The organism is Streptosporangium sp. NPDC000509, assembly GCF_042898365.1.
In the GTDB taxonomy this organism is placed as follows: Bacteria; Actinomycetota; Actinomycetes; order Streptosporangiales; family Streptosporangiaceae; genus Streptosporangium.
The window spans coordinates 86928-110028 of the sequence record NZ_JBIAYX010000007.1 but is presented as its reverse complement, the minus strand read 5'-3'; the positions used below and the strand labels follow the sequence as shown (position 1 = coordinate 110028).

General features: G+C 71.1%; 24 protein-coding genes. 13 read left to right on the top strand and 11 right to left on the bottom strand.

Going from position 1 to position 23101, the window contains the following annotated elements:
* Positions 1–139 precede the first annotated feature (139 nt).
* Both ACFY3D_RS14785 and ACFY3D_RS14780 read right to left on the bottom strand, forming a co-directional pair.
* Positions 140–640, bottom strand: a complete 501-nt coding sequence (locus ACFY3D_RS14785; protein WP_389979453.1) for a GtrA family protein — start codon at positions 638–640, stop codon at positions 140–142.
* A 343-nt stretch (positions 641–983) separates the two neighbouring features.
* The gene (locus ACFY3D_RS14780; RefSeq protein ID WP_389979450.1) at positions 984–1733 is read right to left on the bottom strand and encodes a DeoR/GlpR family DNA-binding transcription regulator; all 750 of its coding nucleotides are present in this window, start codon (positions 1731–1733) and stop codon (positions 984–986) included.
* Positions 1734–1783: 50 nt separating this feature from the next.
* Here ACFY3D_RS14780 and ACFY3D_RS14775 point away from each other — a divergent pair, with 50 nt between their 5' ends.
* From ACFY3D_RS14775 to ACFY3D_RS14765, 3 genes are read left to right on the top strand one after another with little or no spacing between them, the layout of a single operon-like run.
* Positions 1784–2194, top strand: a complete 411-nt coding sequence (locus ACFY3D_RS14775; protein WP_389979447.1) for a hypothetical protein — start codon at positions 1784–1786, stop codon at positions 2192–2194.
* Positions 2191–2868 (top strand): NUDIX domain-containing protein, encoded by a 678-nt coding sequence (locus tag ACFY3D_RS14770; RefSeq protein WP_389979444.1) that lies wholly within the window; start codon positions 2191–2193, stop codon positions 2866–2868. The genes ACFY3D_RS14775 and ACFY3D_RS14770 overlap by 4 nt, the downstream gene beginning before the upstream one ends.
* Positions 2862–3476, top strand: coding sequence for a GNAT family N-acetyltransferase (locus tag ACFY3D_RS14765; RefSeq protein ID WP_389979441.1), 615 nt, complete (start codon positions 2862–2864; stop codon positions 3474–3476). Before ACFY3D_RS14770 ends, ACFY3D_RS14765 begins: the two co-directional genes overlap by 7 nt.
* 186 nt (positions 3477–3662) lie before the next feature.
* On the opposite strand, the gene ACFY3D_RS14760 is transcribed toward ACFY3D_RS14765, so the two are convergent.
* The 3 genes from ACFY3D_RS14760 to ACFY3D_RS14750 form a co-directional block, all read right to left on the bottom strand.
* Positions 3663–4556: a hypothetical protein gene (locus tag ACFY3D_RS14760; RefSeq protein WP_389979438.1), complete on the bottom strand. Its 894-nt coding sequence runs from the start codon at positions 4554–4556 to the stop codon at positions 3663–3665.
* Between the two features lie 26 nt (positions 4557–4582).
* On the bottom strand, positions 4583–5161 hold the full coding sequence (locus ACFY3D_RS14755; protein WP_389979435.1) for a hypothetical protein: 579 nt from the start codon (positions 5159–5161) through the stop codon (positions 4583–4585).
* Positions 5162–5312: 151 nt separating this feature from the next.
* On the bottom strand, positions 5313–5729 hold the full coding sequence (locus ACFY3D_RS14750) for a DoxX family protein (RefSeq protein WP_389979433.1): 417 nt from the start codon (positions 5727–5729) through the stop codon (positions 5313–5315).
* Positions 5730–5868: 139 nt separating this feature from the next.
* Here ACFY3D_RS14750 and ACFY3D_RS14745 point away from each other — a divergent pair, with 139 nt between their 5' ends.
* The gene (locus ACFY3D_RS14745; RefSeq protein WP_389979430.1) at positions 5869–6447 is read left to right on the top strand and encodes a TetR/AcrR family transcriptional regulator; all 579 of its coding nucleotides are present in this window, start codon (positions 5869–5871) and stop codon (positions 6445–6447) included.
* 203 nt (positions 6448–6650) lie between these two features.
* On the opposite strand, the gene ACFY3D_RS14740 is transcribed toward ACFY3D_RS14745, so the two are convergent.
* Together ACFY3D_RS14740 and ACFY3D_RS14735 are read right to left on the bottom strand one after the other, a co-directional pair.
* Positions 6651–7082 carry a glutaredoxin family protein gene (locus ACFY3D_RS14740; protein ID WP_389979427.1) on the bottom strand — a complete coding sequence of 144 codons (432 nt, stop codon included), beginning with the start codon at positions 7080–7082 and terminating at the stop codon, positions 6651–6653.
* A gap of 244 nt (positions 7083–7326) precedes the next feature.
* Positions 7327–7950, bottom strand: coding sequence for a TetR/AcrR family transcriptional regulator (locus ACFY3D_RS14735; RefSeq protein ID WP_389979424.1), 624 nt, complete (start codon positions 7948–7950; stop codon positions 7327–7329).
* A 62-nt stretch (positions 7951–8012) separates the two neighbouring features.
* Between ACFY3D_RS14735 and ACFY3D_RS14730 the strand changes: the two genes are divergently transcribed.
* Positions 8013–8945: an NAD(P)H-binding protein gene (locus tag ACFY3D_RS14730; RefSeq protein ID WP_389979421.1), complete on the top strand. Its 933-nt coding sequence runs from the start codon at positions 8013–8015 to the stop codon at positions 8943–8945.
* Positions 8946–9118: 173 nt separating this feature from the next.
* Here the strand turns inward: ACFY3D_RS14730 and ACFY3D_RS14725 are convergent, their stop codons facing one another.
* Entirely contained in the window at positions 9119–9970 is an 852-nt protein-coding gene (locus tag ACFY3D_RS14725) for an alpha/beta fold hydrolase (protein WP_389979418.1), read from the bottom strand.
* A 618-nt stretch (positions 9971–10588) separates the two neighbouring features.
* Here ACFY3D_RS14725 and ACFY3D_RS14720 point away from each other — a divergent pair.
* Together ACFY3D_RS14720 and ACFY3D_RS14715 are read left to right on the top strand one after the other, a co-directional pair.
* The gene (locus ACFY3D_RS14720) at positions 10589–11383 is read left to right on the top strand and encodes a hypothetical protein (RefSeq protein WP_389979415.1); all 795 of its coding nucleotides are present in this window, start codon (positions 10589–10591) and stop codon (positions 11381–11383) included.
* A gap of 244 nt (positions 11384–11627) precedes the next feature.
* The gene (locus ACFY3D_RS14715) at positions 11628–12623 is read left to right on the top strand and encodes a MerR family transcriptional regulator (RefSeq protein WP_389979412.1); all 996 of its coding nucleotides are present in this window, start codon (positions 11628–11630) and stop codon (positions 12621–12623) included.
* 211 nt (positions 12624–12834) lie between these two features.
* On the opposite strand, the gene ACFY3D_RS14710 is transcribed toward ACFY3D_RS14715, so the two are convergent.
* Complete coding sequence (locus ACFY3D_RS14710; RefSeq protein WP_389979409.1) at positions 12835–14100, bottom strand: alpha/beta hydrolase family protein; 1266 nt, start codon at positions 14098–14100, stop codon at positions 12835–12837.
* Between the two features lie 188 nt (positions 14101–14288).
* Between ACFY3D_RS14710 and ACFY3D_RS14705 the strand changes: the two genes are divergently transcribed.
* Positions 14289–15500, top strand: a complete 1212-nt coding sequence (locus ACFY3D_RS14705; RefSeq protein WP_389979406.1) for a sensor histidine kinase — start codon at positions 14289–14291, stop codon at positions 15498–15500.
* On the top strand, positions 15497–16195 hold the full coding sequence (locus tag ACFY3D_RS14700; RefSeq protein WP_389979403.1) for a response regulator: 699 nt from the start codon (positions 15497–15499) through the stop codon (positions 16193–16195). The genes ACFY3D_RS14705 and ACFY3D_RS14700 overlap by 4 nt, the downstream gene beginning before the upstream one ends.
* Positions 16196–16522: 327 nt before the next feature.
* Here ACFY3D_RS14700 and ACFY3D_RS14695 read toward each other — a convergent pair whose 3' ends face one another.
* Positions 16523–17476 carry a zinc-binding dehydrogenase gene (locus ACFY3D_RS14695; RefSeq protein ID WP_389979400.1) on the bottom strand — a complete coding sequence of 318 codons (954 nt, stop codon included), beginning with the start codon at positions 17474–17476 and terminating at the stop codon, positions 16523–16525.
* A gap of 211 nt (positions 17477–17687) precedes the next feature.
* Positions 17688–18260, bottom strand: a complete 573-nt coding sequence (locus ACFY3D_RS14690; protein WP_389979397.1) for a dihydrofolate reductase family protein — start codon at positions 18258–18260, stop codon at positions 17688–17690.
* Between the two features lie 72 nt (positions 18261–18332).
* Here ACFY3D_RS14690 and ACFY3D_RS14685 point away from each other — a divergent pair, with 72 nt between their 5' ends.
* The 4 genes from ACFY3D_RS14685 to ACFY3D_RS14670 all read left to right on the top strand — a co-directional run bounded on the left by ACFY3D_RS14685 (position 18333) and on the right by ACFY3D_RS14670 (position 22983).
* On the top strand, positions 18333–18905 hold the full coding sequence (locus ACFY3D_RS14685) for a TetR/AcrR family transcriptional regulator (RefSeq protein WP_389979394.1): 573 nt from the start codon (positions 18333–18335) through the stop codon (positions 18903–18905).
* Positions 18906–19143: 238 nt separating this feature from the next.
* A complete protein-coding gene (locus tag ACFY3D_RS14680; protein WP_389979391.1) occupies positions 19144–20475 on the top strand; it encodes an AAA family ATPase in 1332 nt (443 codons plus the stop codon).
* Entirely contained in the window at positions 20472–21680 is a 1209-nt protein-coding gene (locus tag ACFY3D_RS14675) for a tetratricopeptide repeat protein (protein WP_389979388.1), read from the top strand. Before ACFY3D_RS14680 ends, ACFY3D_RS14675 begins: the two co-directional genes overlap by 4 nt.
* A 163-nt stretch (positions 21681–21843) precedes the next feature.
* On the top strand, positions 21844–22983 hold the full coding sequence (locus ACFY3D_RS14670; RefSeq protein ID WP_389979385.1) for an NAD(P)/FAD-dependent oxidoreductase: 1140 nt from the start codon (positions 21844–21846) through the stop codon (positions 22981–22983).
* The last annotated feature ends 118 nt before the right edge of the window (positions 22984–23101 follow it).

The following is a 23101-nucleotide window of genomic DNA, read 5'->3' as shown; positions in this document are numbered from 1 at the left end:
CTTGTGCGTGCCCACCGCGCGGGCCGAGTCCGGGGAACGAATCATGACCGGCGCGGGAAGCGATCTTTCAAGCCTCGCTTCGACCGCGGGTCGTCCCTGCTTGTGAACACCCCCGCGACGGCTTCCGGATTCGCCGCCGTCAAGCCGCCTCTTCCGTGGAATCGGGGGTGGGAGCCAGCCGCACGCCGCCGGACCGGGCCTCCTCGTCGGGGAAGACCCACTTCCGGAACGCCCAGAAACGGAAGACCATGGCGATCAGCGTGCCGATGACCTGCGCGCTCACGAAGTCGGCGATCTCCTGGGTCACCAGGCTCACATCCGGGGTCTCCAGCAGGAACACATATCGGGAGATCCATAGCGGCACGGAGCTGAGCACCAGACCGACGCCACTGACCAGGAAGAACAGCGCCGCCTCGTGACGGCGCTCGCGACCGCCCCTGGTCCGGAACGACCATTCACGGTTCAGCACATAGGACACGATCGTCGCCACGAGCACCGCGATGACCTTCGCGGTCACCGGCTTCGGTTCCAGAACGGTCAGCTTCAGCCCATAGAACACCGTGTTGTCCGCCAGGAACGCTGTTCCGCCCACCACCGCGAACTTCAGCAGCTCACGGTGCTTCAGCGCGAGTGCGTGCAACGGTCTCGGTAATCTTACGAGTACTGCGTTCGCTATTCGGAGCACTCCCGATCTTCTCACCGGTCGGACACCCCGGTAACGAGATTTACGGACACGGTTTATCCGGCTTCGCCGTCATCGATCGCGCTCAACCCATGGTGCTTGCTCATGCTTTTCTCGGCGAAGCACGACACCTTCCGAGGCTCCTGGAAGCACACGCCAAGTAGTCGGAGTCGAGACTCGAACCAGGCCGACTGCTCATCGGCCGGGACAGCCGGGGGCACATCCAGCGAAGTGGTGTATGAGTTGATCTTCACGTGATCCTGCTTCTGCAGGATCGTGCACGTCGGCTGTGCCGGGGCGGTCAGGTGGCCTGGACGATCGGTACGCCGAGCGCCCGCACCGTGGCGTTGCCCGCCTCGGCGTCGGTGACGACGCCGGCCACTTCTGTCAGCGGCAGGACGGTGAACCGGGACGCCGCGCCGATCTTCTCCGAGCTGGCCAGCACGTAGGTGTCCGCGGCCTGCCGCGCCAGGGCACGCTTCATCGCGGCCTCGTCGGCGTCGTCCGTGGTCAATCCGATCTCGGGATGCACGCCGGTCACACCGAGCAGGAAGAGATCGGCGTTGACCCCGCGGGCCGCCTCCACCGCCGCCGCGCCGCAGGACACCATCGAGTGCTTGAACAGCCGCCCGCCGATCAGGTACACCTCCACGTCCTGGTGGTCGGCCAGCGCGCCGGCCACGGTCGGGCTGTGGGTGACGATGGTGGCGCGCAGGTCGAGCGGGAGAGCGCGGGCGACCTCGAGGGTCGTGGTGCCGCCGTCGAGGATCGCGGTGCTGCCGGGCCCGATCAGCGTGGCCGCGGCGGCGGCCACCCGCTGCTTGCCGGAGACCTCGATGCCCTGGCGGGTGACGTAGTCGGCGATCGCGGGGGAGGCGGGCAGCGCACCGCCGTACACCCGCTGGCACAGGCCGGCCGCGGCCAGGTCGCGCAGGTCGCGGCGGATGCTGTCCTCGGACAGGCCGAGTTCGGCGGCGAGGTCCTTGGCGATGATCCGGCCGTCCTTCCGCAGGCGTTCCAGGAGCAGGTCCCTACGTTGCGCGGCCAGCATGCACGTTTCTCCTTGTTTCTTCCGAATATTTCGTATTATAGTCCTGTCGCGTGATGATTCTTGTCGTAGGCCCCTGCCGGTCCGGCACGGGCGACGACTCCGAACCGATGGCACGCGACCCGGCCCGGCTGGAGGAGACGGCGCGGCCCGTCTTCCGCAGTGGACACGTCCCGATGATCGGGGAATGGGTGGCAGCGAGAAACAGCAGAAAAGGCATCATGAACGCACAACTGGCCGACCGGCTCGCCCCTGCCCGCGTCGGCGCGGCAGCGTCCCTCCGCGGCCTGCTCCTGAACGTCCGGTCGCCGGTGCACGGCCTCGTTCCGGAGGCGGCCGACGGCACGCCGTGGCCGGAGGCCCGCAAAGCCCGCCGGCCGCTGCCGAGGATCGGGGCGATCGCCACGGTGCCCGTGCACCTCCCGCTGTTCGGGAAGGGTCTCTCCGCCGGCAGGGCGTCATGACCGCGGGACTCGACGAGCCGGACCGCCGCGGCCGCACCGGCCTGGATCGGGCGGGACGCGATCTCACCGGCAACACCCGGGTCCGGGTGCGCGACGTGCGACTCCTGGCCTGCAACTGGTACGTGCTGCGCACCACCACCTTCGACTACCGGCACGCCGACGGCCGCTGGAGCACGCAGGAGCGGGAGACCTACGACCGCGGCAACGGCGCGACGGTCCTGCTGTACGACATCGCCCGCCGTACCGTCCTGCTGACCCGCCAGTTCCGCTACCCCGCCTACGTCAACGGGCACGCCGACGGCATGCTGCTGGAGACCGCCGCCGGGCTGCTCGACGACGAGACTCCGGAGGAGGCCGTCCGCCGCGAGGCAGCCGAGGAGACCGGCCACGCGATCGGCGAGGCCGAGCATGTCTTCACCGTCTACATGAGCCCCGGCTCGGTCACCGAACGCCTGCACTTCTACGCCGCCCCCTACGGCCCCACCACCCGCACCTCACACGGCGGCGGGGTCGCCGAGGAAGGCGAAGACATCGAGGTCGTCGAGCTCGGCTTCGACCACGCCCTCCGCCTCGTCCGCCACGGCGGCATCGCCGACGCCAAAACGATCATGCTGCTGCAGTGGGCCGCGCTGCACGGACCCTTCTCCGCTGGGGCACAGGATCGGTCATGGTGAACATCCCCATCCTCCTGCCGCCGGCCGAACTGCGCACCGCACGGCTGCTGCTGCGCCCCTGGCGCCCTTCGGACCTGGAGCCCTTCGCCGCACTCAACGCCGACCCGTCGGTCATGGAGCACTTCCCGTCCACGCTCAGCCGCGCCGAGAGCGACGCGTTCGCCGCCGCCGGCAACGATGCGATCGCCCGCCAGGGCTGGGGGCGGTGGGCGGTGGAACTCCAGGAAATCGGCGAGTTCATCGGCTTCACCGGCCTGCACCGGCCCACGTTCGAGGCGCCGTTCATGCCGGCCGTCGAGATCGCCTGGCGGCTGAGCCGCCGAGCCTGGGGGCACGGGTACGCCACCGAAGCCGCCACCGCCGCGCTCGATCTCGCCCTCGACCGCCTTGGCCTGGACGAGGTGGTCTCCTTCACCGCGACGGTCAACACGCGCTCCAGCGCGGTCATGGAACGCCTCGGCATGACCCATGACTCTGCCGGCGACTTCGACCATCCGGTCCTGCCGCCCGGTCACCGGCTCCGCCGCCACGTGCTGTACCGCCTGACGGCGGCCCGCTGGCGTGACCGCCGTCCGGCTTCCTCCGGTCATCCCGGGCCGAGCCGATAGACGTACCCGGTGTTTCCGGGAAACAGCCGCTCGCCGGCGATGTCGGCAGGCGCCGGTCGGCCCGGCTGTGGGCAGACTACGCCGGCGCCAAGAGCACCCTCTCCCGCCCACAGCCGGTCGTCATCGAACCGAAGGTGGAGACGCTCGGCCACCCCACCGCCGTGCCCCGGCGAAGCGCGGACGTTTTCACTTCACCAGTTCGGTGCGCAACTCGTGGCTGCCGTCGGGCAGCCGGGCCTCGTAGAAGATCCGATGAGCGCCGCCGGGAAGGGGCAGTACGTCGAGGTAGCGGACGTCCGCGACGGGAGGGCCGTCGACCGGCGTGAGCCGCGCGCCTCCGGCGCCGCTGGACGGCGTCGCCAGCCCGGTGCGTTCACGCCAGTTCTCCGCCGCCGAGGCGCGTCCGTCGTAGCAGGCGCGGCCGTCGGGGAGAACACTCGTCAGACGTGCGCCGCGGGCGTCCCACGAGCCGGGCCGGCCGGTGAGGACGACACCGTGCCAGCGCCAGCTCAGTCCGTCCTGGCTGGTGGCGTATGCGGTGCTCATACGGTCTTCCGCGCCCGGCACGTCGAGCGGATGGCAGCAGATCCAGGCCCGCCACTTTGTGCCGTCGTAGCGGATCACCGGGTCCTTGACTCCGGTGCGGGCGTCCCCGGCCAGAACCGTCCGCACGTCCGCCTCGGCCAGTTCCTCCGGGGACGCGGCCTCGACCATCCTGATCCACCAGTGCTTGGTTCCGGGCGTGGCGCAGCTGACATACAGCCGCCAGCCGCCGGACGGGGTGCGGACCAGGGCGGGGCGCTCCACCATCGCCGCGCCGAAGTGATGGCGCGGCAGGACGGCGACGGTGGTGAAGCGTTCGCCGTCCGCGGAGCGGGCCACGACGTTGTAGTCCTCGCCATCCTCCCGCACGCGATAGGCCAGGACGAACGTGCCGTCGGCGTCCAGCGCGGCGCTCGGTGCGCCGGCCCAGTGCTGCGGTCCGGCACCGGGCGCGTGGACGGCGACCGTGAAGCGCTCCTGCCGGGGCAGGGGGAAAGGACCCGCGAGCGAGGGACGGCGGTGTGTGCTCGATGTCATGCCCCGAGTCTGTGAGAGCGGACGATTCAGGAGGAGTGGCAGCACTGCCCGGTTACCGGAAATTCCTGCCATCCTGGTGGTCGTGCCCCGAAGCCCCAATCTCGGGACTCCTCACGACCGACCTCACCCTCACCGCTCGGGGAGCGGCACGCCCGCCACCCGTGGCGGAGGTGTGGAGGTAGCCGGTGCGCCCGTGCCGGCGGTCGGTTACGTGCTGTGGCGGAAGGCGCGACGGTAGGCGGCGGGGGCGATGCCGCGGCGGGCGGTGAAGTGGTGGCGCAGGGTGTCGGCGCCGCCGAACCCGGCCCGCCTCGCGCGACGGCTTCCCGCAGGGCCGCGGACAGGGGAGCGGGAACGGGCGCGTCGAGCTGAGGCCAGGCGGGCACGGTGATGAGGTTGGCGTCGATCAGACGCTCCAGCCCGTGCTCGACCTGGATGGCGTACCCCGAGGTCGTCGGGATCGTGCCAGGTCGTGGAGTGCAGAGCGTGAAGTCGTGGAGCGGCAGCCCGTCGTCGGAGCGATCCAGGCCGAACACCTGGCAGACGATCCCGAGTTCGAACGCGGCGACCCGGTCGCCGACGACGGCCACGACCTTGGGGATCATGACTTCATTGTGGCAGTTTTTCCCGTAAGCAGTCATTGCTGCCATCGATGTGCAGATCGTCAGTGGCCGGGGCCGCGCGGGGTGGTGTCCGCCGAGGGTTCCGGACGGACACAGGGCGCCGTTCCCTGCGCGGTGTGATCGGGGTCGTCCGTCACCCGCGCGGTGCGATCGGGGCCATGCGGTGGCGGCCCCAGGCGACGAAGAGCGCGAGTGCGAGGAGCACGATGTTGAACGCCACGTCCGTCTCCCCGCGCGAGAGGTGGAAGACGATCGCGGACACCTGGAGCGCGACGCAGCCGAGCGCCGCCAGCGGGGTCAGCCCCGGCTTGACGCGGGTGAGCGCGGGCAGCAGCACGCCGATCCCGCCCAGGATGTCGAACACGGAGGTCGCGTAGAGCAGCGCCGGAGGAGTCTCCCCGACCCAGGGGAGGATCTCGGCGAGCTGCGCCCTCGGCGTGACCAGCTTCCAGACGCCGGCACCGGCGAAGGCGAGCGTCAGGAGGCCCTGGGCGGTCCAGAGGCCGAGGTCGAGCTTTTTCGAACGGTTCCGCGGGGTGGTGGTTCTCATGACGCCTCTTCCGATGTCGACGGCAGGCGGTGCGCTTTGGTGCGCACCGCCGGCCGCTTAATATGCCGCATTGGAAAGTACTGTACAAGGTGTTCAGAAGTTATCTCTTGGTCTAGGAAGCCGGATAGGATCATTCGACATGGAGCAGGGGGAAGCGGAGGGGGTCGATCCCAGAGTCCTGCGGACGCGCCGCGACGTCGTCGAGGCCGCGACGCGGCTCTTCCTCGAGGAAGGGTGGAACGCGGTGACCCACGCCGAGGTCGCACGCCGATCCGGCTACTCCAAGGTGACCGTCTACGCGCACTGGCCGACCCGCCTGGACCTGGTACGGGCCTCGGTCGGCCGGATCTGCGACGCGGTCGACCACCCGGAGCCGACCGGCGACCTGCGGGCCGACCTGATCGCCGGGCTGACCGACTTCGCCGAGGACCTCGCCGACGGGCACCTCGACCGCGTCCTGGGAGGCGTTTTCGAGCGCTCCGGGAGCGATCCGGTCGTGGACGAGCTGCGCCAGCAGCTCTACGAGGCGGGCACCCGGTCGATGGAAGCGGTCCTGCGCGCCCACCTGCCGCCCGAGGACGTCGAGTCGTCCCTCGCCCTGCTGGTGGGCGGCGTGCTCGTCCGGGGCGTCTTCCAGGCCCGGCCGCCGTCCAGGGCCTTCGTCGAAGACCTCGTCGATCGGGTCATCGCGCCCTCGGGCCGTCGAAAGGCGATCTGACAGGAGCGATTCAGCACGACTCGGTCGACCTCGCCGTCATCGGCTGATTTCGGCTCGCGCGAGGGTGCGGGCGCGGCTCGCGCCGTTTTTCAACGACCGGCTGACGCGACTCCTCGGCGACGTCCCGGTATCTCGCGGCCGGCTGGGAGGCCTGAAGGCGCCGCCAGGTCAGGTGGCATGTCGAAACGGACGGCTGCGACCTCTCAGAGGGGCGGTTGCGCGCGCACCCATTGAGGATCGGGGTTGACGTGCGGCTTGCCGGCCACCACCACGGTCGGCACCGTCTCGTCGCCGCCGGTGGCCGCCCGGACCGCCGCGGCGCCTTCCGGATCGCGCCAGATGTCGACCCAGTGCATCCGGTAGGCGTGGCGGCCGAGCCGGATGCGCAGCCGCAGGCAGAAGCGGCAGCCGGGGCGCCAGTAGACGATCGGGCGGCCGTCGGCCTCGCTGCGGCGTAGCGCTTCCGCCGCGCCGATGGACTTCGGGAACATCAGCGGGGACAGCAGGACGGCCCCCAGCAGGAACAGCAGGAGCGGTGCGACGGCGGCGCCCGGGGACCCCTGGGCGGTCTGCCGGGCCGCTGCGGCGAGTCCGAGTCCGAGGAAGAAAATCGGTAGCATCCATCGGCGCAGCATGTGATGACGCTAGCGCACCGGACGGAGGCGTCAGCGTCGAGGGCGGTAGCGGCGGACCGGACGGGGGCGTCAGCGTCGAGGGCGGTAGCGGCGGGTCGGCAGCGAGAAGAAGATCGCGATAAGTAGGCAGCAGTGGCCAGGGCCATCACTGTGGCGTGCTCGGCGATCCTCGCCGCATTGGACCTGCCTGCCCCGGTGGTGTCAACGCTCGGCGGCGCCGGCCGGAGTGCGCGGGCGCGGCGGGTTAGGAGGCGCCCGTCGTGTGGCACAGCCGGGCGAAGGCGGCGAAGGCATGGTCGGCGTCGGCGATCGCCTCGGGGCGCACGTCGTGTGCGGTCCGCCCGTCGGCGATCTTCTGCCAGTTGGTCCTGGCCAGTACGCGTTGAACCGCGATCACCTGGGCGGCCTGCAGCCGGCCCCGGACGCCCGGGTCGAGGACGGCGGCCAACGCGTCCTCGTCGTCGAGCATGTACTGCAGGAGCCGTCCCGCCAGGCTTGGCGTGGTGAACACCAGCCGATGGAACGCCACCACCTCGGGGTGGTCGTTGAGGCCGGTGACCGGCTCGAAGCGATCGAGGCCGGCCAGGAAGTGCCGGTGCAGCGCCGCCATCGGTGTGATATTCGGGGGTCGGTCGCGGACCACGCGTGCGGCCTCACCGTTGTGGTCGGCGAAGCGGTGCAGGATCAGGTCTTCCTTGGTGGCGAAGTAGCGGAACAGCGTCGGTTTCGACACCTCGGCCGTCGCGGCGATGTCGGACACCGACACCTGGTCGAACCCGTGCGCCAGGAACAGCGAGATCGCCGCCTCGGCGATCGCGTCCCGGGTTCGTACCTTCTTGCGGGCCCGCAGCCCGACCGGCTCGCTCACTCCGCCAGGGTAACATTTGTTACTAAGTTGCGTTTTTAACTCGGTAACGAAAAGATGCGCCCATGGAACAGACAGACACCCGGCCGCACCCCGCCGCCGACGGCGAGGCCGCCCTGACACCCACGGGAGGGCCTCCGGTGCTCGTCACCGGGGCGACCGGACGCATCGGCCGCGCCGTGGTCGACCTGCTGACCGACGCGGGAGTGCCGGTCCGTGCCCTGGTGCGCCGCTCCGAGTCGGCGGCGACACTGCCCGCCGGCGTCGAGATCGTCACCGGCGATCTCACGGTGCCCGAATCGCTCGACGCCGCGCTGCACGCCGTCGACACGGTCTTCCTGGTCTGGACCGCCCCGCCGCAGACCGCGGCGGCCGTCGTCGACCGGCTGGCCGCCCACGCGCAGCGGGTCGTCTACCTGTCCGCGCCGCACCGGACCCCGCACCCGTTCTTCCGGCAACCGAACCCGATGGCGGCGCTGCACGCCGAGATCGAGGAGCTCGTCGCGACCACCGGACTCGACGCGACGATCGTCCGGCCGGGGATGTTCGCGTCGAACGCCCTGTTCTGGTGGTCCGCCGCGATCCGTGGCGACGGCGTGGTCCGGTGGCCGTACGGCGCGGCCGAGACGGCCCCGGTCGACGATCGGGACGTGGCCGCGGTCATAGCGCGGATCCTGCGCGAGGGCGGACACGCCGGCGGCGACTACGTCCTGACCGGCCCCGAGTCACTCACCCAGGCCGAACAGGTACGCGTCATCGGAGACGTGCTGGGCCGCCGGCTGACGTTCGAGGAACTGTCGCCCGACGAGTTCCGGCGCGAGACCCCGGAAGCCTCACGCCCGGCCGTGGACATGCTCCTCGCGGCGTGGAACGCCACGATGGGACACCCGGCGTACGTCACCTCGACGGTGTCCGACCTCCTCGGAAGGCCGGCGCGAACCTTCCACCAGTGGGTCACCGACCACGTCACATCGTTCACCGAGAACCCCACCCGATGAATCGACCGATCTCCTTCTGACAACCCCGCTCACGCCTTACCGACCCCGAAGCCGACCCCACTGCATGAGCACAGACCAGGGGAATCACGTGAAACAGCTCGGTGAATTCAGGCGCGGGCCGTGGTCGTGAGCAGGATGCCGACAGGGCTTTCGGCGTCGAGTGACCTTTCGCCTCAGGCCCGGAGGAACTCGGCGATCGGCTCGGCCTGGCCGAAGATGGCGTGACCGGCTTCGGGGAGCAGGTGCACGGTCGAGTGCGGGACGCACTCACGGACACGCCGGGCGGTCTGGTGGGAGTCGAGCATGGCGTCGTGGGCACCGACGATGACGAGTACGGGCATGGTGAGGCCGCGCAACGCCTCATCGGGGAATACCGGGAGCTTTTCCCGGCGCGGGTTGAAGTGTGTGAACGTCAAGACGAGGGCGTCGAGGGCCTGCCGGTCCTTCTCTTCGTCCAGTCCCGCGACGATCATCACAGACTCGCGTAGTCGATCGCGTCGGAACGGGCGGGTCAGCAGGGTCTTGAAGATCCAGCCGACCTTCTGCCGTCCCACGCCGCCGGGGCACATCAGCACCAGGCGGGTCACTCGCTCTGGATGGCGGATGGCGTAGTCCAGGGCCGTCCAGCCGCCCAGAGACGCGCCGACGAACGCGGCGTCGGTGATCTGGAGGCCTTCCCGTACGTCGTCCAGCCAGAGGGACACCGCGTCAGAGTCCAGGGCGGGGCGCGAGGGCGCGCTCAGGCCCGGCTCGCCGACGAGGTCGACGATGTAGGTGCGGAAGTGCTGAGACCAGGTGGCGACATCTCCTCGCCACATCGCCGTGTTCGTGCCCGAGCCGTGCAGCAGCACCAGGGGCGGTGCGTCCTGCGGGCCGCAGGCCAGGACGAAGGTCTCGCCCTCGCGCGTCGGCACCCACAGGTGCTCGGCGGGAACCGGCCAGGACTCCAGCGCTTGCCGGTAGTGGTCGCGGAGCTCGCGTTCACCGGCCTCGGACTTGTAGATCATGGTCATGACGGATTGCATCCCCTCCTCGCGCGTCGAGCGCGTTGAAATGTGGGACGAGCCGGCCGGACCTGTTCGGCGCGCCGACGAGCGCGCGGAGCAGGACCGGCCGCCGGATATGAGGAGAGGTCGCCGACGACCCCGGGCTTCGGCCGGTAGGTGACTCTGTGTGAGATCGCCGGCGAAACGGGAGCTCTGCGAGAAGAACCGCTGTCGCGGGCGCGCCGCGGGCACCACCACCACGTCCCGTTCGAGCACGGGGACCACCTCCTTGGCAGCAGTGAAAGCCTTCTCACCGTGTCAAGGTCAAGCGGGGTCACGTCGCGAGACGGTCTGCCCCGCGTCCGGCGGTGTCAGGGCGCTGGTGGAGATCGGAGCTCGCGTCGCCGGGCAGGCCGGACTGGGGCTGCGTCACGGTTATCTGGTGTTCGCGGCTTATGCGGCGGGTGGGTGGCCTGCTTCGGCCCATGAGCGGTATGCGGTCAACCGGCCCTGCCGGAGTTTCGAGGGTGTCAGCGGGTGCGCCGGGCTCGTCGTGAGGTCCCCCGCGGACCCGTCCTCCACCTGGCGCCATTCCCGATGATCGACTGTAGGGTGAGGCGTTCGCTCCCATCCCCCCGAATCCTCAGGAAGCGTCCCGTGTCACGTCGTCACCCTTCAGCCCTGCTTGTCGCCGGTCTGTACGGCGCCGCGCTGACGGTCGCCGTCGTCGTCGCCCTGGCATCCGGCGACCTTGGTCCGTTGTGGTGGCTGACGATGTTCGCGCCCCTCCCCGAGGGCGTCGCGGCGACAGGGCAGAACCTGCTCCTCCTGGTCCTGGCCGGGATGTCCTGGGCGTGGGGGATCCGGCAGACCCTGCGCGGCCCGGCGGCGGGACCGCCGCCCCAGCAGGACCGGAACACCCTTCGGGTGCGCGTCGCGCTCTACGTCGCGGTGGCCGCGATGTGGCTGCTCCACGTCATCGCGTCGTGGATCTGGGCGGATACGGCGGTGATGCACTCTGCGGTGATGTGGGTGGTCGTGCTGCTGTTCATGCGGGTGCTGGACCGCGACCGCGAGTACACGCGGGGTGCGGGGGTGCTGGGGTACGGCGGTTTCACCGTCATCGGCGTACTCGACCTCGTCGGCCTGCCCGTCCCGGGTTGGGCGGAGACGATCTGCGGCCTGGCCGCCCTGGCCTGGACGGTGCTGATCCTGCGGGCCCAAGGGGGCGACGACCGCTGGGGGAGGGCGACCGTCGCGTACGGCATCGCCGCCCTGGTGGTGCCCATCCTGCTGCTACTGGCGGCATTGCCGTTCCAGGACGAGGGAGTCGCTGTCGAGGCACTCGGTGTGGTCTCGAGCGTCCTGGTCATGATCTGGCTGGCCCGCTCCGCCCACGACCTCGCCGCCCCGCGCCACCAACCGGCCGCCCAGACCACGTCGGAGGCATGAGCCGACGAGCAGTCGCGGTCCGGGAGCGTGGGCTTCCTGCGTCCCGCGCTGGATGAGCAGCCGGCGGCCGTCACGCTCCAGGAAGACCTCGACGTTCACGACGAACGCCGGTCGACCTCTTCGCGTCGTGCAGGCCGACGTGTTCGGAGGGTTCTGGCCGAGATTCGAGCCGAGCCGTGCGGACGCATGACGGTGGCGGGGCGGGACTTGAGTCTCAAGCCGCTTGAGACACCATAGTGGCGGCATGGACGACAACGAGCTGTATCCGATCGGGGACGTGGCACGCCGGACCGGTCTGAGTGTCAGCGCCATCCGCTACTACTCCGACGCCGGGGTCATCGCGCCCACAGATGTGACCGAGGCGGGCTACCGCCTGTACGACGTCCGGGCGATCGCCCGGCTGGAGCTCATCCGCACCCTGCGTGACCTGGACGCCGGCCTGGACGACATCCGCGGGCTGCTCGACGGCGAGACGTCGCTGCACGATCTCCTCGCGACGCACCTGGAGCTGGTCGAGCGTCAGGAGCGAGTCCTCCGGGCCAGACGGGCCGTGCTGAGAACCCTGGTCAAGCAGGGCGGAACGGCCGCGCAGGTGACCCTGATGCACAAACTCGTCTCGATGCCCGACGAGGAGCGCGAGCGGCTCGTCGACGACTTCTGGAACGAGGTCGGCGAGGATCTCGACGTACCCCCCGGTTTCGTCGAGCGGTTGCGGACGATGCGACCGAGCCTGCCGGAGGACCCCACCGCCGCCCAGCTCGAAGCCTGGATCGAGCTGGCCGACCTGCTGCGGGGCGAGGAGTTCCGTGGCGCGGTCCGCTCCTATCTCCGGGACACCTACGGCACGTTCCCCGGACGGCGCATGGCCGCCGCACCGGTGTGGGACTTCATCCACGAGGAGGGGGCGAAGGTCGGGGAGGAGATCGTGGAGGCGTATCGTTCCGGGCTGCCGGCGGACTCTCCCCGAGCGCGGGAGCTGGTCGTTCGCATGGCGAACGCGTCCGCCGAGGCCGTCGGCGGGCAGACCGCGGCCGAGTCGCGGGAGCGGATGGCCACGGCCTTCCTCCTCGTCGAGAAGATCCGGCGCGAGGATTCCCACGAGGAGGCCCGCTACGACGCGACCCACGGCAGGTACCTGTCCCTGGTGGCCGTGATCAACGGGACGCCGCCCGCCGGTGACGAGGAGGGGCCCGAGCTCTTCGCGTGGATCGCGGCGGCCCTTCGTGCCTCGGCCCGGTGAGGCGGCGAACCGGGCGCGCCGGAAAGAGGAGACGGGCGAGGCCGGCAGCCGACGCGGTCGTGCCGATCACGGCTGGAGAACGGCCGGCGTTCGGGCCTTCTTCGCAGGGGCATGGCTCGGACGCATGCGGGAGAGGTGACTTCCCCCGCGCCGTCGTCCGGGATGCCTGACCGGGGAACCGGCCGCGTGGGCGAGGGCGGGCCCCGTGGATTCAGGGGATGAGGGAGACCTCGGGGAAGCGGGTGTCGGGGCCCTGGAACAGGCGGGTCGGCCTGCCTCGCAGGTGCAGGTCGAAGAAGGCTCCGACGTAGGCGCGCTGGGCCGCCACCGAACGGCCGGGGTCGATCGTGCCCACGTAGTCCGCGAGCGGCACCTTGGGGAGTGTGGTCGCGATCTGCGGCAGCAGCGGCTGCAGGTCGGTGAACGAGCCGTGGGCCGCGCCCTTGAAGCGCAGCTCCCGCTTCCATCCGGTCGAGGCCCGCCAGAACGACTTCCAGCTCGGCTCGCTGTCACGCGTGTGGGTCTCGGCCGCCAGTTGCAGGAACGGCTTGGCCGCACCCCGGGTGGCCACCGGGCCGACATAGGCACCGTCGAGGTTGACGCCCGCGTCCACGCGGGCGTCCTCGCGAGTCAGCTGCGCGGCGACCGACCCGCCCAGCGACTGTCCCAGCACCCCGACCCGCGAGGCGTCGGGCGCGCCGAGCATCCCCGTGGGCAGCCTGCCGCCGATGGGGCGGCCGTGGGCCAGGGCGGTTACCCGGTCCAGAACGTAGCGCATGTCCGCCAGGCGTGCCGTCGCGTGTTCGGCCAGCAGCTTGGCGATGACCTTCGGCGTCAGCTTCGCGGGCAGCGGCAGGGCGCGCACCAGGCGCCGGCCGGGAAACTCCACCTGGTCGGCCTCGTAGGTGTGGTCGACGGTGACGACCAGGTAGCCGCGCGAGGCCAGGTCCTCGACCAGGGTGGTGCCCAGCGTGCGCGGCCCGCCGTCCCCCGAACCGAACAGCACCACCGGCAGCCTGCCCGCGCGCGGTTCGACCGGCGCGCCCACGCGGGCATGCGTGCGCGTGGCGGCCCAGGCGACGGCGCCCTTGGCGATGCCCAGGGGCGGTGCCGAGTGCCGATCCCAGTCGGCGGCGGCCAGTGGCGGCATGTGCGGCGCGAGCGGCCCGCCGCCCGTCGCCGGATACCACAGACTGATCATCAGTTCCCGGTACGGCTTGGCCGCCACCAGTGGGTCGGGCCGCGAGCGGTCGACCAGTCGCACGGCGACGGTCCCGACCGTATAGGGGCCGCCGGGCGCGGGCAGGCTCACCCCGATCGGTCTCCCGGCGTCGGCGCCGGCCGCGGGCGGGCAGGTCGCCAGCACCAGTACGGCCAGCCCCGCGACCTTGCCTGCGGTGCGTGCGGCTTTCGAGACGGCGGACGCCGGGCTGCTGGAGACGGCGGACGAGCCGGTGGCCTTGGAATCAACGGCCAAATCCGTATTTTTCGTGACAATGGGCATGCGAAGGCTCCTCAACCGGAAAAGGGGTGTCCGACGAGGCTGGCAGTCCGGCACGCCCGCGGGCCAGCGGCGGAGGTCGTGCGCGCGCATGCGACTTTCGGATGACGGTCATCCCCGGGGAGGAGCGGGAGCGAACCCGCAGGAGACCTAGGGTGAAGTGCATGGAACCAGCCGGCCGTCCGGCGGCCCGCCTCATCGCGCCGAGCCGATGGTCGCCCATGCCCCTCGACGCGCTGCTCGCCGCCGCGCTGTTCCTGGCCACGCTCGGACCCGGCCAGGTGTTGTCCGGTCCTCCGTGGCTGCTCGCGCTGCAGACGGCGCTGGTGGCGCCATTGGCCTGGAGACGGCGCGCTCCGATGACGGTCCTGGGCGCGATCGGTCTCGCCGCCGCCGTCCAGTGGGCGTTGGACGTGCAGCTTCCCGCCGACGCCGCCCTCCTGGTGGCCCTCTACACGGTCGCCGCGCGTCGCCCGTGGCGTCACACCCTGTCGGCGGCGCTCGCGCTGCAGGTCGGGGTGCTGCTGGCCGCCGCCCGCTGGGCGCCGCCCGGCCGGTTCCCTTTCACGGTGGCCGCGCTGAGCGCGATGGCGGGCGCCGCCCTCATGAGCGGCCTGTGGGTGCGGGGGCGGGGGGCGTATGTGACCTTCCTGGAACGCGACCGCGAGCAGCGGGCACGGCTGGCCGTCGCCGAGGAGCGCGCGCGGATGACCCGCGACATGCACGACATCGTCACTCACAATCTGTCGGTCATGGTCGCGCTCGCCGACAGCGCCGCCCACGTCCGCCACAGCGCGCCGGACCGGGCCGCGGCGGCGATGGAACAGGTCGCCGCGACGGGACGTCAGGCCCTGCGGGACATGCGTCACTCCCTGAGCTCCGGCCGAGATCACGCCACCTGGGACGAGGACCGCCTCAAGGAGACACTTCAGCCCGCGCCCGGGATCGCCGAGATCGGTCCGCTGGCCGAGCGGATGCGCGCGGCCGGGCTCGCGACGTGTGTCCGGGTGCTTGGTGACACCAAGGCGGTTCCCGCCGCCGCCCAGCTCACGATCTACCGGCTGGTTCAGGAGGCGCTGACGAACACGCTGCGGCACGCGCCCGGGGCCGGCGCCGATGTGCGGGTCGACGTGTCGCCGCGCCGCGCCGAGGTGGAGGTCACCGATGTTCGCGCCCCGGTCGTGCTCGGCGCTCCTGGGTCCCCGGGTGCCGGGACCCGGGCGCCGGGGCCCCGCCCCGGGCTCCGGGACGACGGGCGCGGGATCGCGGGCATGCGGGAACGGGTGGCCGCCTACGGGGGGACCCTGGACGCCGGACCGGTGGCGGGCGGCGGATGGCGGGTGCTGGCCGTGCTGAACCTGGGAGCGCCACGATGATCCGGCTGCTGATCGCCGACGACGAGTCGCTGCTGCGGATGGCCTTCCGCATGGTCTTCGAGGCGGAGCCGGACATGGAGGTGGCCGGAGAAGCGGGTGACGGCGAGCAGGCGGCCCGGTTGGCGCGGCACCTGCGTCCGGACGTGGTGCTGATGGACGTACGCATGCCCGGCTTGGACGGCATCGAGGCCACCCGCAGGATCGTGCGCGACAGCCCACGTTCGCGCGTGCTCATCCTGACCACTTTCGATCTGGACGAGTACGCCTTCGCCGGACTGAAGGCCGGAGCGTCCGGGTTCCTGCCGAAGAACACCCGGCCGCAGGAACTGCTGAGCGCGATCCGCAACGTCGCGGAGGGAGAGGCGGCGCTGTCGCCACGCGTCACCCGCCGCGTGCTGGAGAGGTTCGCGCCACAGATGACACAGGGGCCCGCCGAGCGGGACGAGCGGCTGACGCAGTTGACCGCGCGCGAGTACGAGGTGCTGGTGCAGGTGGCGCGCGGGCTGTCCAACGCCGAGGTCGCCGCGGCGTTGCATCTGGCCGAGGCGACGGTCAAGACGCATCTGAGCCGCGTGCTGGTCAAGCTCGGGCTGCGTGATCGCGCCCAGGTGGTGGTCTTCGCCTACGAGAGCGGCCTCATCCGCCCCGCCACCCCCGACCTTCGACCGATGCCGGGGACCGTCCGATCACCTTGATCGGACGACCGCCGGTGCACCGGCGGTCGCTTCGCCGCCTGCCGGGCGCTCCTCGGCGATGCCTGCGACGGCCGTGTTCTTCCGGGCGGTTCCGCGGACACCGGCCCGCCCCCGTTCTTCGGCGACGTGATCGAGCCCCCCACAGCGTTGTCACCGCCCACCTCGTCGACGAGGAGGAACATCTCACGCTGAAGGCCAGGAACGAGATCATCGCCTTCCTGACCGACCACTTGAGCCCCGAATCTGCCGGGACGACATCCGACTGAGCGGCACAACGGTTCCGGCCGATCGCGGTGCGTGGTTCGGCGGGGAGGTCCTGGGGTGCTGTCAGATCAGGAGCAGGGTCTTCCCCAGGGCGGCGCGTGACTCGATCGCGGCGTGTGCGTCCGCGGCGCGTTCCAGGGGGAAGGTCTGCCCGATGACCGGCCGGATCCGGCCCGCCACCGCTTCCGACATCACCCGCGTCGTCCACTTCTCCATCCGCGGCCCGAAACCGAAGAGCTGCTCGATCCCGATCACCTCGACCCCGCGCCGTCGCGCCCGCGTGAGGTCGATCGCGGTGACCTGGCCGCTGGAGGCGCCGTGGACGGAGAAGCGGCCGCCGTCCGCCGTCACCTCGAACGCGGCCCGGCCGATCTCCCCGCCGACCCCGTCGAACACCACGTCGGGGCCCGCGCCACCGGTCGCCTCGCGTACCCGGTCCGTCCAGCCGGGATCGGAGTAGTCGATCGCGACCTCCGCGCCCAGATCGCGAGCCAGCTCCAGCTTCCGCGCGCCGCGCGCGGCCGCGACGACCCCGGCGCCGGCCGCGCGGGCGAGTTGCACCAGCAGGCTGCCGACACCGCCACCCGCGGCCTCGACCAGCACCCACTCACCGGGGCGGATCCGGGCTCCCTCGACCAGGCCCAGCGCGGTGCCGCCGTCGGTGTACAGGGCGACGGCCTCGGGCAGTCCCAGCTCTTCCGGCACCGGGATCAGGTCGCCCACCGCGGCCACCGCACACTCGGCGAAGCCGCCGCTCTCCCCGGTGCCGGCGAGGACGCGCCGTCCCGACCAGGCCGGATCCACGCCCTTTCCGAGCGAGGCCACCCGGCCGGCGACCGTACCGCCCGGCACGTACGGCAGCTCGGGCCTGGCGTGCCATTTGTCGACGCCGCGCCGGATCTGCGTCTCGACGAAGGTGATGCCCGCGACGGACACGTCGACCACCACCTGGCCGGGCCCGGCGACCGGCTCCGGCGCCTCGCCCGCGACCAGCACCTCGGGGCCTCCGAAACTCATGACCTTCACCACTCGCACGTCAGTCGCTCTCCCGTACTCGGCTGTCCGACACCGGCGCGGAGCAGTCTCCAACCTCAACCTCGATCGAGGTCAAGCGACCGCGAGCCATGTTCCCCGGCCACACTCTTGCGGGCTCCGGATGGGTGCTCATTCGCCGGGCGCGTGCTGCCTGAGGAAGTCTCGCGCCGAGGTGTCCGGCCGGCTCGGGGTGCTAAGCCCTGGTGAGCCAGGTGACCTGGGTTCCGTTGTCGAAGGACTCGCGCCGGGTGGGGGTGAACAGGGTGGGGCGGAACCGTCCGGAGAACAGGGAGATGCCCGCGCCCGCCACCACGGGGTAGCCCTTGAGGATGATCTCGTCGATCTCCGGGAGCAGGGAGGCGGCGAGCCTGCCGCCGCCGCACAGGTAGATGTCCATGCCGGTGTCCTCGGCCTTCAGCCGCCGGACGAGCTCGACCGGGTCACCGGTCTCCACCCGCACCGTGGGATCGTCGATCGTCAGGGTGCTGGAGACGACGTACTGGCGCAGGTGGGCGTACGGGCTGGTGGTGGGGACGTCCAGGGCCGGCTCGTAGGTGCCGCGGCCCATCACCACCGTGTCGAAGACCTTGTTGGGCGCGTCCTCAAGGCCGACAAGCCCGCGGACATGGGTGGGGAGCGTCTCGGGGTAGCGGTCGTTGATCCAGGCGGCCATCTGGTCCGACACGGGGTAGAAGTCGAACTCGGCGTTGGGGCCCGCGATGTAGCCGTCGAGCGAGACGGCGACGTAGTAGACGAGTTTTCGCATATCAATTAACTCCCAATGTAGTACTCTGCTTGTAGTGGTTGGAACGTAGTACTACAGATGGAGTGGTGTCAAGTGCGGAGGAATCCCGAGCGACGGCAGGCGTTGATCGACGCGGCCATCGAGGTGCTGGCCAAGGAGGGGGCGCGGGGGCTGACCTTCCGGGCCGTCGACGCGGAGGCGGCCGTGCCCCTGGGCACGGCCTCCAACTACTTCGCCAACCGCGACGACCTGTTCACCCAGGTCGGCGGGCGCATCTACGAGCGGTTGCTGCCCGACGAGGCCACGATGGCCCGCAGCCGGGAAGGTGTGCAGGACGCGACCCGTTACGCCGAGCTCATGCACGAACTGGTGGATCGGGTCTCCGCCTTCAACTCCGGCTACCTGGCCCTGCTCGAACTGCGGCTGGAGTCCACCCGGCGCCCTGAGCTGCGCGCGGTGCTGACCAAACGCATCCGCGAGGACATCGACGCCAACGTCGGCCACCATGCCGCCTCGGGCCTGCCCGGTGACTCGACCTCGGCGGTGCTCCTCTACCTCGCGCTGAACTGGCTCATCGTGGAACGGCTGACACTGCCCGACATCTTCACCGAGCGGGAGATCCACGAGCTGGTGGACGTCGCCGTGCAAAGATCGCTGAACGCCTGACCTGTGAGGCCGCCCGAGGATTCCGGGAGACGATCGTTCCTTACGGGAAGTGATCTTCTGACTCTCCTGATCCTCATGCGCCGGTCGGCATTCGTTGATCGGAGGCGATGCGCCCACCGCGGTTCGCGTCGGAGAGGGCGGGGGAGCGAACGAACCGGATGCGCGGGGCAGCCGGGTGCGAACCCGCATGGAATCATCGACAGATGTTTCCAGCTTTGGGGTGAAAGGCGGGCCTCTTGTGACCGATCGGGGAACGTTGGACGCGCTGCGGCAGGCGCTGCGGGTGTCGCCGGACAATCTTCCGTTGCGGCGCCACCTGGCCGAACAGCTGCTGAGCGCGGGGTTGCTCATGGATGCCGAGGCCGAGTTCCGCGCCGCGCTCGCCCTGGTTCCCGGTGACGCCGAGTCGGCGACCGGGCTCGCCGAGGTGTTCCTCAGGCAGGGCAAGAGCGGCGCGGCCCTGGCGGCGCTCGACCGCGTCGTGGCCGGGCAGGGGCCGCCCCGGGCCGGGGTCGTCGTGGCCAGGGCGCTGGCCGCGGAAGGGGACGTGGCGGCCGCACGACTGCGCTACCGGGAGGCCGTGGCACGGGACGGCTCGCTCGCCGATCCCGTGTTCGAGGCCGAGCTCACGAACTCCGTGCCGAGGCCCATCCTCGACGAGGCGGCGGCGAACGTGGCGTCGCCCCTGAACCCGGGCGCCGACAGGCTGCGTACGAGTTTCGCGGACGTGGCCGGGATGGAGCAGGTCAAGCAGTCCCTGCGGATGAAGCTGCTGCTGCCGGTCCAGCAGCCGGAGATGTTCGCCGCCTACGGCAGGCGCGCCGGCGGCGGGGTGCTGCTGTACGGGCCGCCCGGCTGCGGGAAGACCCATCTGGCGCGGGCCGCCGCCGGAGAACTGGGCGCCGACTTCATCAGCGTCGGACTGTCGGACATCCTCGACATGTACGTCGGGTCCAGCGAACGCAACCTGCACGCGACGTTCGAGAGGGCCCGTCGCAACAGCCCGTGCGTGCTGTTCTTCGACGAGGTCGACGCGCTGGCGGCGCGCCGCTCGGACATGGGGCAGGCGCACAACCGGCAGATCGTCAACCAGTTCCTCGCGGAGATGGACGGTGTGGAGGGCGGCGCCAACGAGGGGGTTCTGATCCTCGCGGCGACGAACGCCCCCTGGTACGTGGACGCGGCGTTCCGCCGTCCCGGCCGGTTCGACCAGCTGGTGTTCGTGCCGCCGCCGGACGTGGCGGCGCGGGCGGCCGTTCTGTCACTGCTGTGCAGGAAGACGCCGCTGGCCGAGGTGGACTTCCGGATGATCGCCGAGGCCACCGAGAGGTTCACCGGTGCCGACCTCAAGGGGGTGGTGGACCGGGCCGTGGAGGCCAAGCTCCAGGACGCGATACGCGTTGGCCGCCTCCTGCCGCTGTCCACCGCCGACCTGCTGGGCGCGGCCCGTTCGGTCCGCCCGACGGCGGTCGCCGAATGGATGGCCACGGCCCGAAACTACGTCACGTACTCCAACGAGAGCGGGGCCTGGGACGACCTGCTGCCCTGGATCGGCGGCAGGCGGCGATGACCTCCTCGGTCGACGCCCGGGTCCAGGCTCTGGCGGAGCGGGCGCGGATGCTGGTGATGCTGCGCCGCGGCCCCGACGCCGAGCGGGAGGCCCGTGCCGCGCTGGCCGAGGATCCGCAGAATCCGGCCGCGCACCTCATGCTCGCCCTCGCGCTTTTTCTCCAGAAGGACATGGACGAGGCGCTCGTGGAGGCGAACCGCGGGACCGGACTGATCCCCGATCACTGGTTCGGGCACTGGGTGGCCGGGTTGATCCTGGGCAGAACCGGCCGGGAGCGCGAGGCGTTGGGTGCCTTCCAGAACGCGCTGGCGCGCGGCCCGGACGAGCCGTTGATCTACGAACTGCTGGCCCGCACCCACTTCAACCTTCGCGAGTTCCCGGCCGCCGCCGGAGCCGCGGGCCGTGGACTGAGGCTGGCACCGGAGGACGGCGGGCTCGCCCAGATCATGGGGCTCACCCTGGCCGAGCTCGGCGACGCGGACGGCGCCCGCGAGCACGCCTCGCGGGCGATCCGGCTGGCCCCCGAGAACGCGGACGCGCACCGTGCGTACGGACTGGTCATGATGACGACCGGCGACCACAGGGCCGCCGCCGACGCGTTCCGCGAGACACTCCGGCTCGCGCCCGAGTACGAGGAGGGCCGGAGCCTGCTCCTGGAGGCCCTCAAACAGCGCAATCCGCTGCGTCGTCTCGACGGCTGGCTCGCGTCTCTGCGTCTCCTCACCCGTCGGCGGATCCTGCTGTGGCTCGCGCTGTGCCTGTTCGTCCCCTGGTTCGTCTACATGGTGCTGCTCACGGTGGCGACCTGGGTGAACTGGGTGAGCCAGGCCGTGACCACGCTGGTTCTGCACCGGAACCTTCGCGACCGGCAGCTGTTCGACACCGCCGAGGTGTGGGCCGCCCGGATCTCCGCGGGCCTCTTCTGCTGCGGGATCGTGCTGCTCGCGTCGGCCGCCGTGGCGCGGTCGCCCGGCACCGTGATGGCGGGTGTCGCCGTGCTCGGACTGATCACGCCCGTCCAGGAGACGGCACGGCTCAGCGGGGTGCGCCGCCACGTTTTCGGAGGCGTCACGGGCGCGCTGGCCGCGACGCAGGCGGCCCTGATCCCGATGTCGTACGTCGGCCAGTCGCTGGTCCCGGTGCTGCTCGTCTTCTACGCCTGCCTGGCGTCCACCTGGGCCGCCAACCTCCTGCACCCGCGCTGACCCGGCTGGACCGGGGCACTTCGGCGGGTGTGCGCGGTGCCGACCGGGGCGCAGGGCGCGGCCCTCTCGGTAGGGAGCCGAGTGTGGCGACGGTGTGGAGGTATGGGGCAGGTAGCGTGCAAACCGTCGTACGGGCGAGGCGTCGCCCTTACCGTCACAAGATATGCAGACAGTGGACGTACTGGTCGTGGGTGCGGGCCTGGCCGGTCTGAGCACCGCCCGCCTGCTCGCGCGCCGGGACCTGAACGTGATGGTGGTCGACCGTCGAGGATCGTTGTCGGCCGGCATCCGCACGACGGGGATCTTCGTGCGCCGTACCCTCGACGACTTCGACATCCCCGATCACCTGCTCGGGCCGGGGATCCGGGACGTGCTGCTGTATCCGCCGTCGCGGCGGGCACCGATCCGGCTCACCAGTGACCGGGACGAGTATCGCGTGGCCGACATGGCGGCCGTCTACGAGCACGCGCGCGGCGCGGCGGAGTCGGCCGGGGCACGGGTCCTCCTGGGCGTACGGTATGTCGGCGTGTCGAGGGGTTTCGTGCGGTTGGAGGGCGCGGAACCGGTGAGGGCGCGGTTCGTCGTCGGTGCGGACGGTGCCCGCTCCCGGGTGGCCCGTGACCTCGGCCTTGACGTCAACCGGCGCCTTCTCGTCGGCGCCGAGATCGTCCACCCGATCGCGTCGGGCACGACCACCCCGACGTTCCACTGCGTGCTGGACCCCCGGGTCGCTCCGGGGTATCTGGGGTGGGTGATCGACGACGGCCGGCACGCGCATGTCGGTGTCGCGGGCTATCCGGACGCGATGCGCGCCGGTATCCGCCACCTGCTGGACGCCTTCGTCGCTGACGCGCCCGGCCACGCGGCGCCGGTCGGGCCGATCGAGCGTCGAGGTGGTCCGATCCCGGTCGGCGGTGTACTGCGGCGGCTGGCATGTCCCGCCGGGCTGCTCGTCGGGGACGCGGCGGGTGCGGTGTCACCGCTCACGGCCGGTGGGCTGGACCCCTGCCTGCGCATGTCCGAGTTGGCCGCGGCGGTCACCGCCGGATACCTGCGTACCGGCGACCAACGGGTGCTGAGCCGATACGACGGGGGCGCGTTGCGAAACCGGTTTCGGGGCCGGTTGTCGCTGCGCCGCGTCTTCGCCGGTATCCGGTCCCCCGCCGCGGCGGAGGCGGCGGTGACCGTGCTACGCGGTCGCGCCGGTCGCGCCCTGGCGGTGCGGATCCTGTTCGGCGACGGCTCGTTTCCCGACATCGACCAACGCCTCGCGGACCCGGTGGCCGACCACCCCCGCCGGTGACGGAATGGGGCCGGCCACCGCCCCGTGACGAGAAGAGGGGCCCGGTGTCGATTCGCCATGGCCGCTTTCCTTCGGCTCGAACAGCTCATCGGTCCGGGGCGTCCGATCGCGTCCAAGG

Excerpts from the sequence above, each read along its gene's own strand:
- ACFY3D_RS14770 (WP_389979444.1), top strand. The coding sequence starts at position 2,191 with ATGACCGCGGGACTCGACGAGCCGGACCGCCGCGGCCGCACCGGCCTG.
- ACFY3D_RS14760 (WP_389979438.1), bottom strand. The coding sequence starts at position 4,556 with ATGACATCGAGCACACACCGCCGTCCCTCGCTCGCGGGTCCTTTCCCC.
- ACFY3D_RS14670 (WP_389979385.1), top strand. The coding sequence starts at position 21,844 with ATGCAGACAGTGGACGTACTGGTCGTGGGTGCGGGCCTGGCCGGTCTG.
- ACFY3D_RS14675 (WP_389979388.1), top strand. The coding sequence starts at position 20,472 with ATGACCTCCTCGGTCGACGCCCGGGTCCAGGCTCTGGCGGAGCGGGCG.
- ACFY3D_RS14705 (WP_389979406.1), top strand. The coding sequence starts at position 14,289 with ATGGAACCAGCCGGCCGTCCGGCGGCCCGCCTCATCGCGCCGAGCCGA.
- ACFY3D_RS14730 (WP_389979421.1), top strand. The coding sequence starts at position 8,013 with ATGGAACAGACAGACACCCGGCCGCACCCCGCCGCCGACGGCGAGGCC.
- ACFY3D_RS14700 (WP_389979403.1), top strand. The coding sequence starts at position 15,497 with ATGATCCGGCTGCTGATCGCCGACGACGAGTCGCTGCTGCGGATGGCC.
- ACFY3D_RS14780 (WP_389979450.1), bottom strand. The coding sequence starts at position 1,733 with ATGCTGGCCGCGCAACGTAGGGACCTGCTCCTGGAACGCCTGCGGAAG.
- ACFY3D_RS14715 (WP_389979412.1), top strand. The coding sequence starts at position 11,628 with ATGGACGACAACGAGCTGTATCCGATCGGGGACGTGGCACGCCGGACC.
- ACFY3D_RS14740 (WP_389979427.1), bottom strand. The coding sequence starts at position 7,082 with ATGCTGCGCCGATGGATGCTACCGATTTTCTTCCTCGGACTCGGACTC.
- ACFY3D_RS14695 (WP_389979400.1), bottom strand. The coding sequence starts at position 17,476 with ATGAGTTTCGGAGGCCCCGAGGTGCTGGTCGCGGGCGAGGCGCCGGAG.
- ACFY3D_RS14745 (WP_389979430.1), top strand. The coding sequence starts at position 5,869 with ATGGAGCAGGGGGAAGCGGAGGGGGTCGATCCCAGAGTCCTGCGGACG.
- ACFY3D_RS14755 (WP_389979435.1), bottom strand. The coding sequence starts at position 5,161 with ATGATCCCCAAGGTCGTGGCCGTCGTCGGCGACCGGGTCGCCGCGTTC.
- ACFY3D_RS14765 (WP_389979441.1), top strand. The coding sequence starts at position 2,862 with ATGGTGAACATCCCCATCCTCCTGCCGCCGGCCGAACTGCGCACCGCA.
- ACFY3D_RS14725 (WP_389979418.1), bottom strand. The coding sequence starts at position 9,970 with ATGCAATCCGTCATGACCATGATCTACAAGTCCGAGGCCGGTGAACGC.
- ACFY3D_RS14750 (WP_389979433.1), bottom strand. The coding sequence starts at position 5,729 with ATGAGAACCACCACCCCGCGGAACCGTTCGAAAAAGCTCGACCTCGGC.
- ACFY3D_RS14690 (WP_389979397.1), bottom strand. The coding sequence starts at position 18,260 with ATGCGAAAACTCGTCTACTACGTCGCCGTCTCGCTCGACGGCTACATC.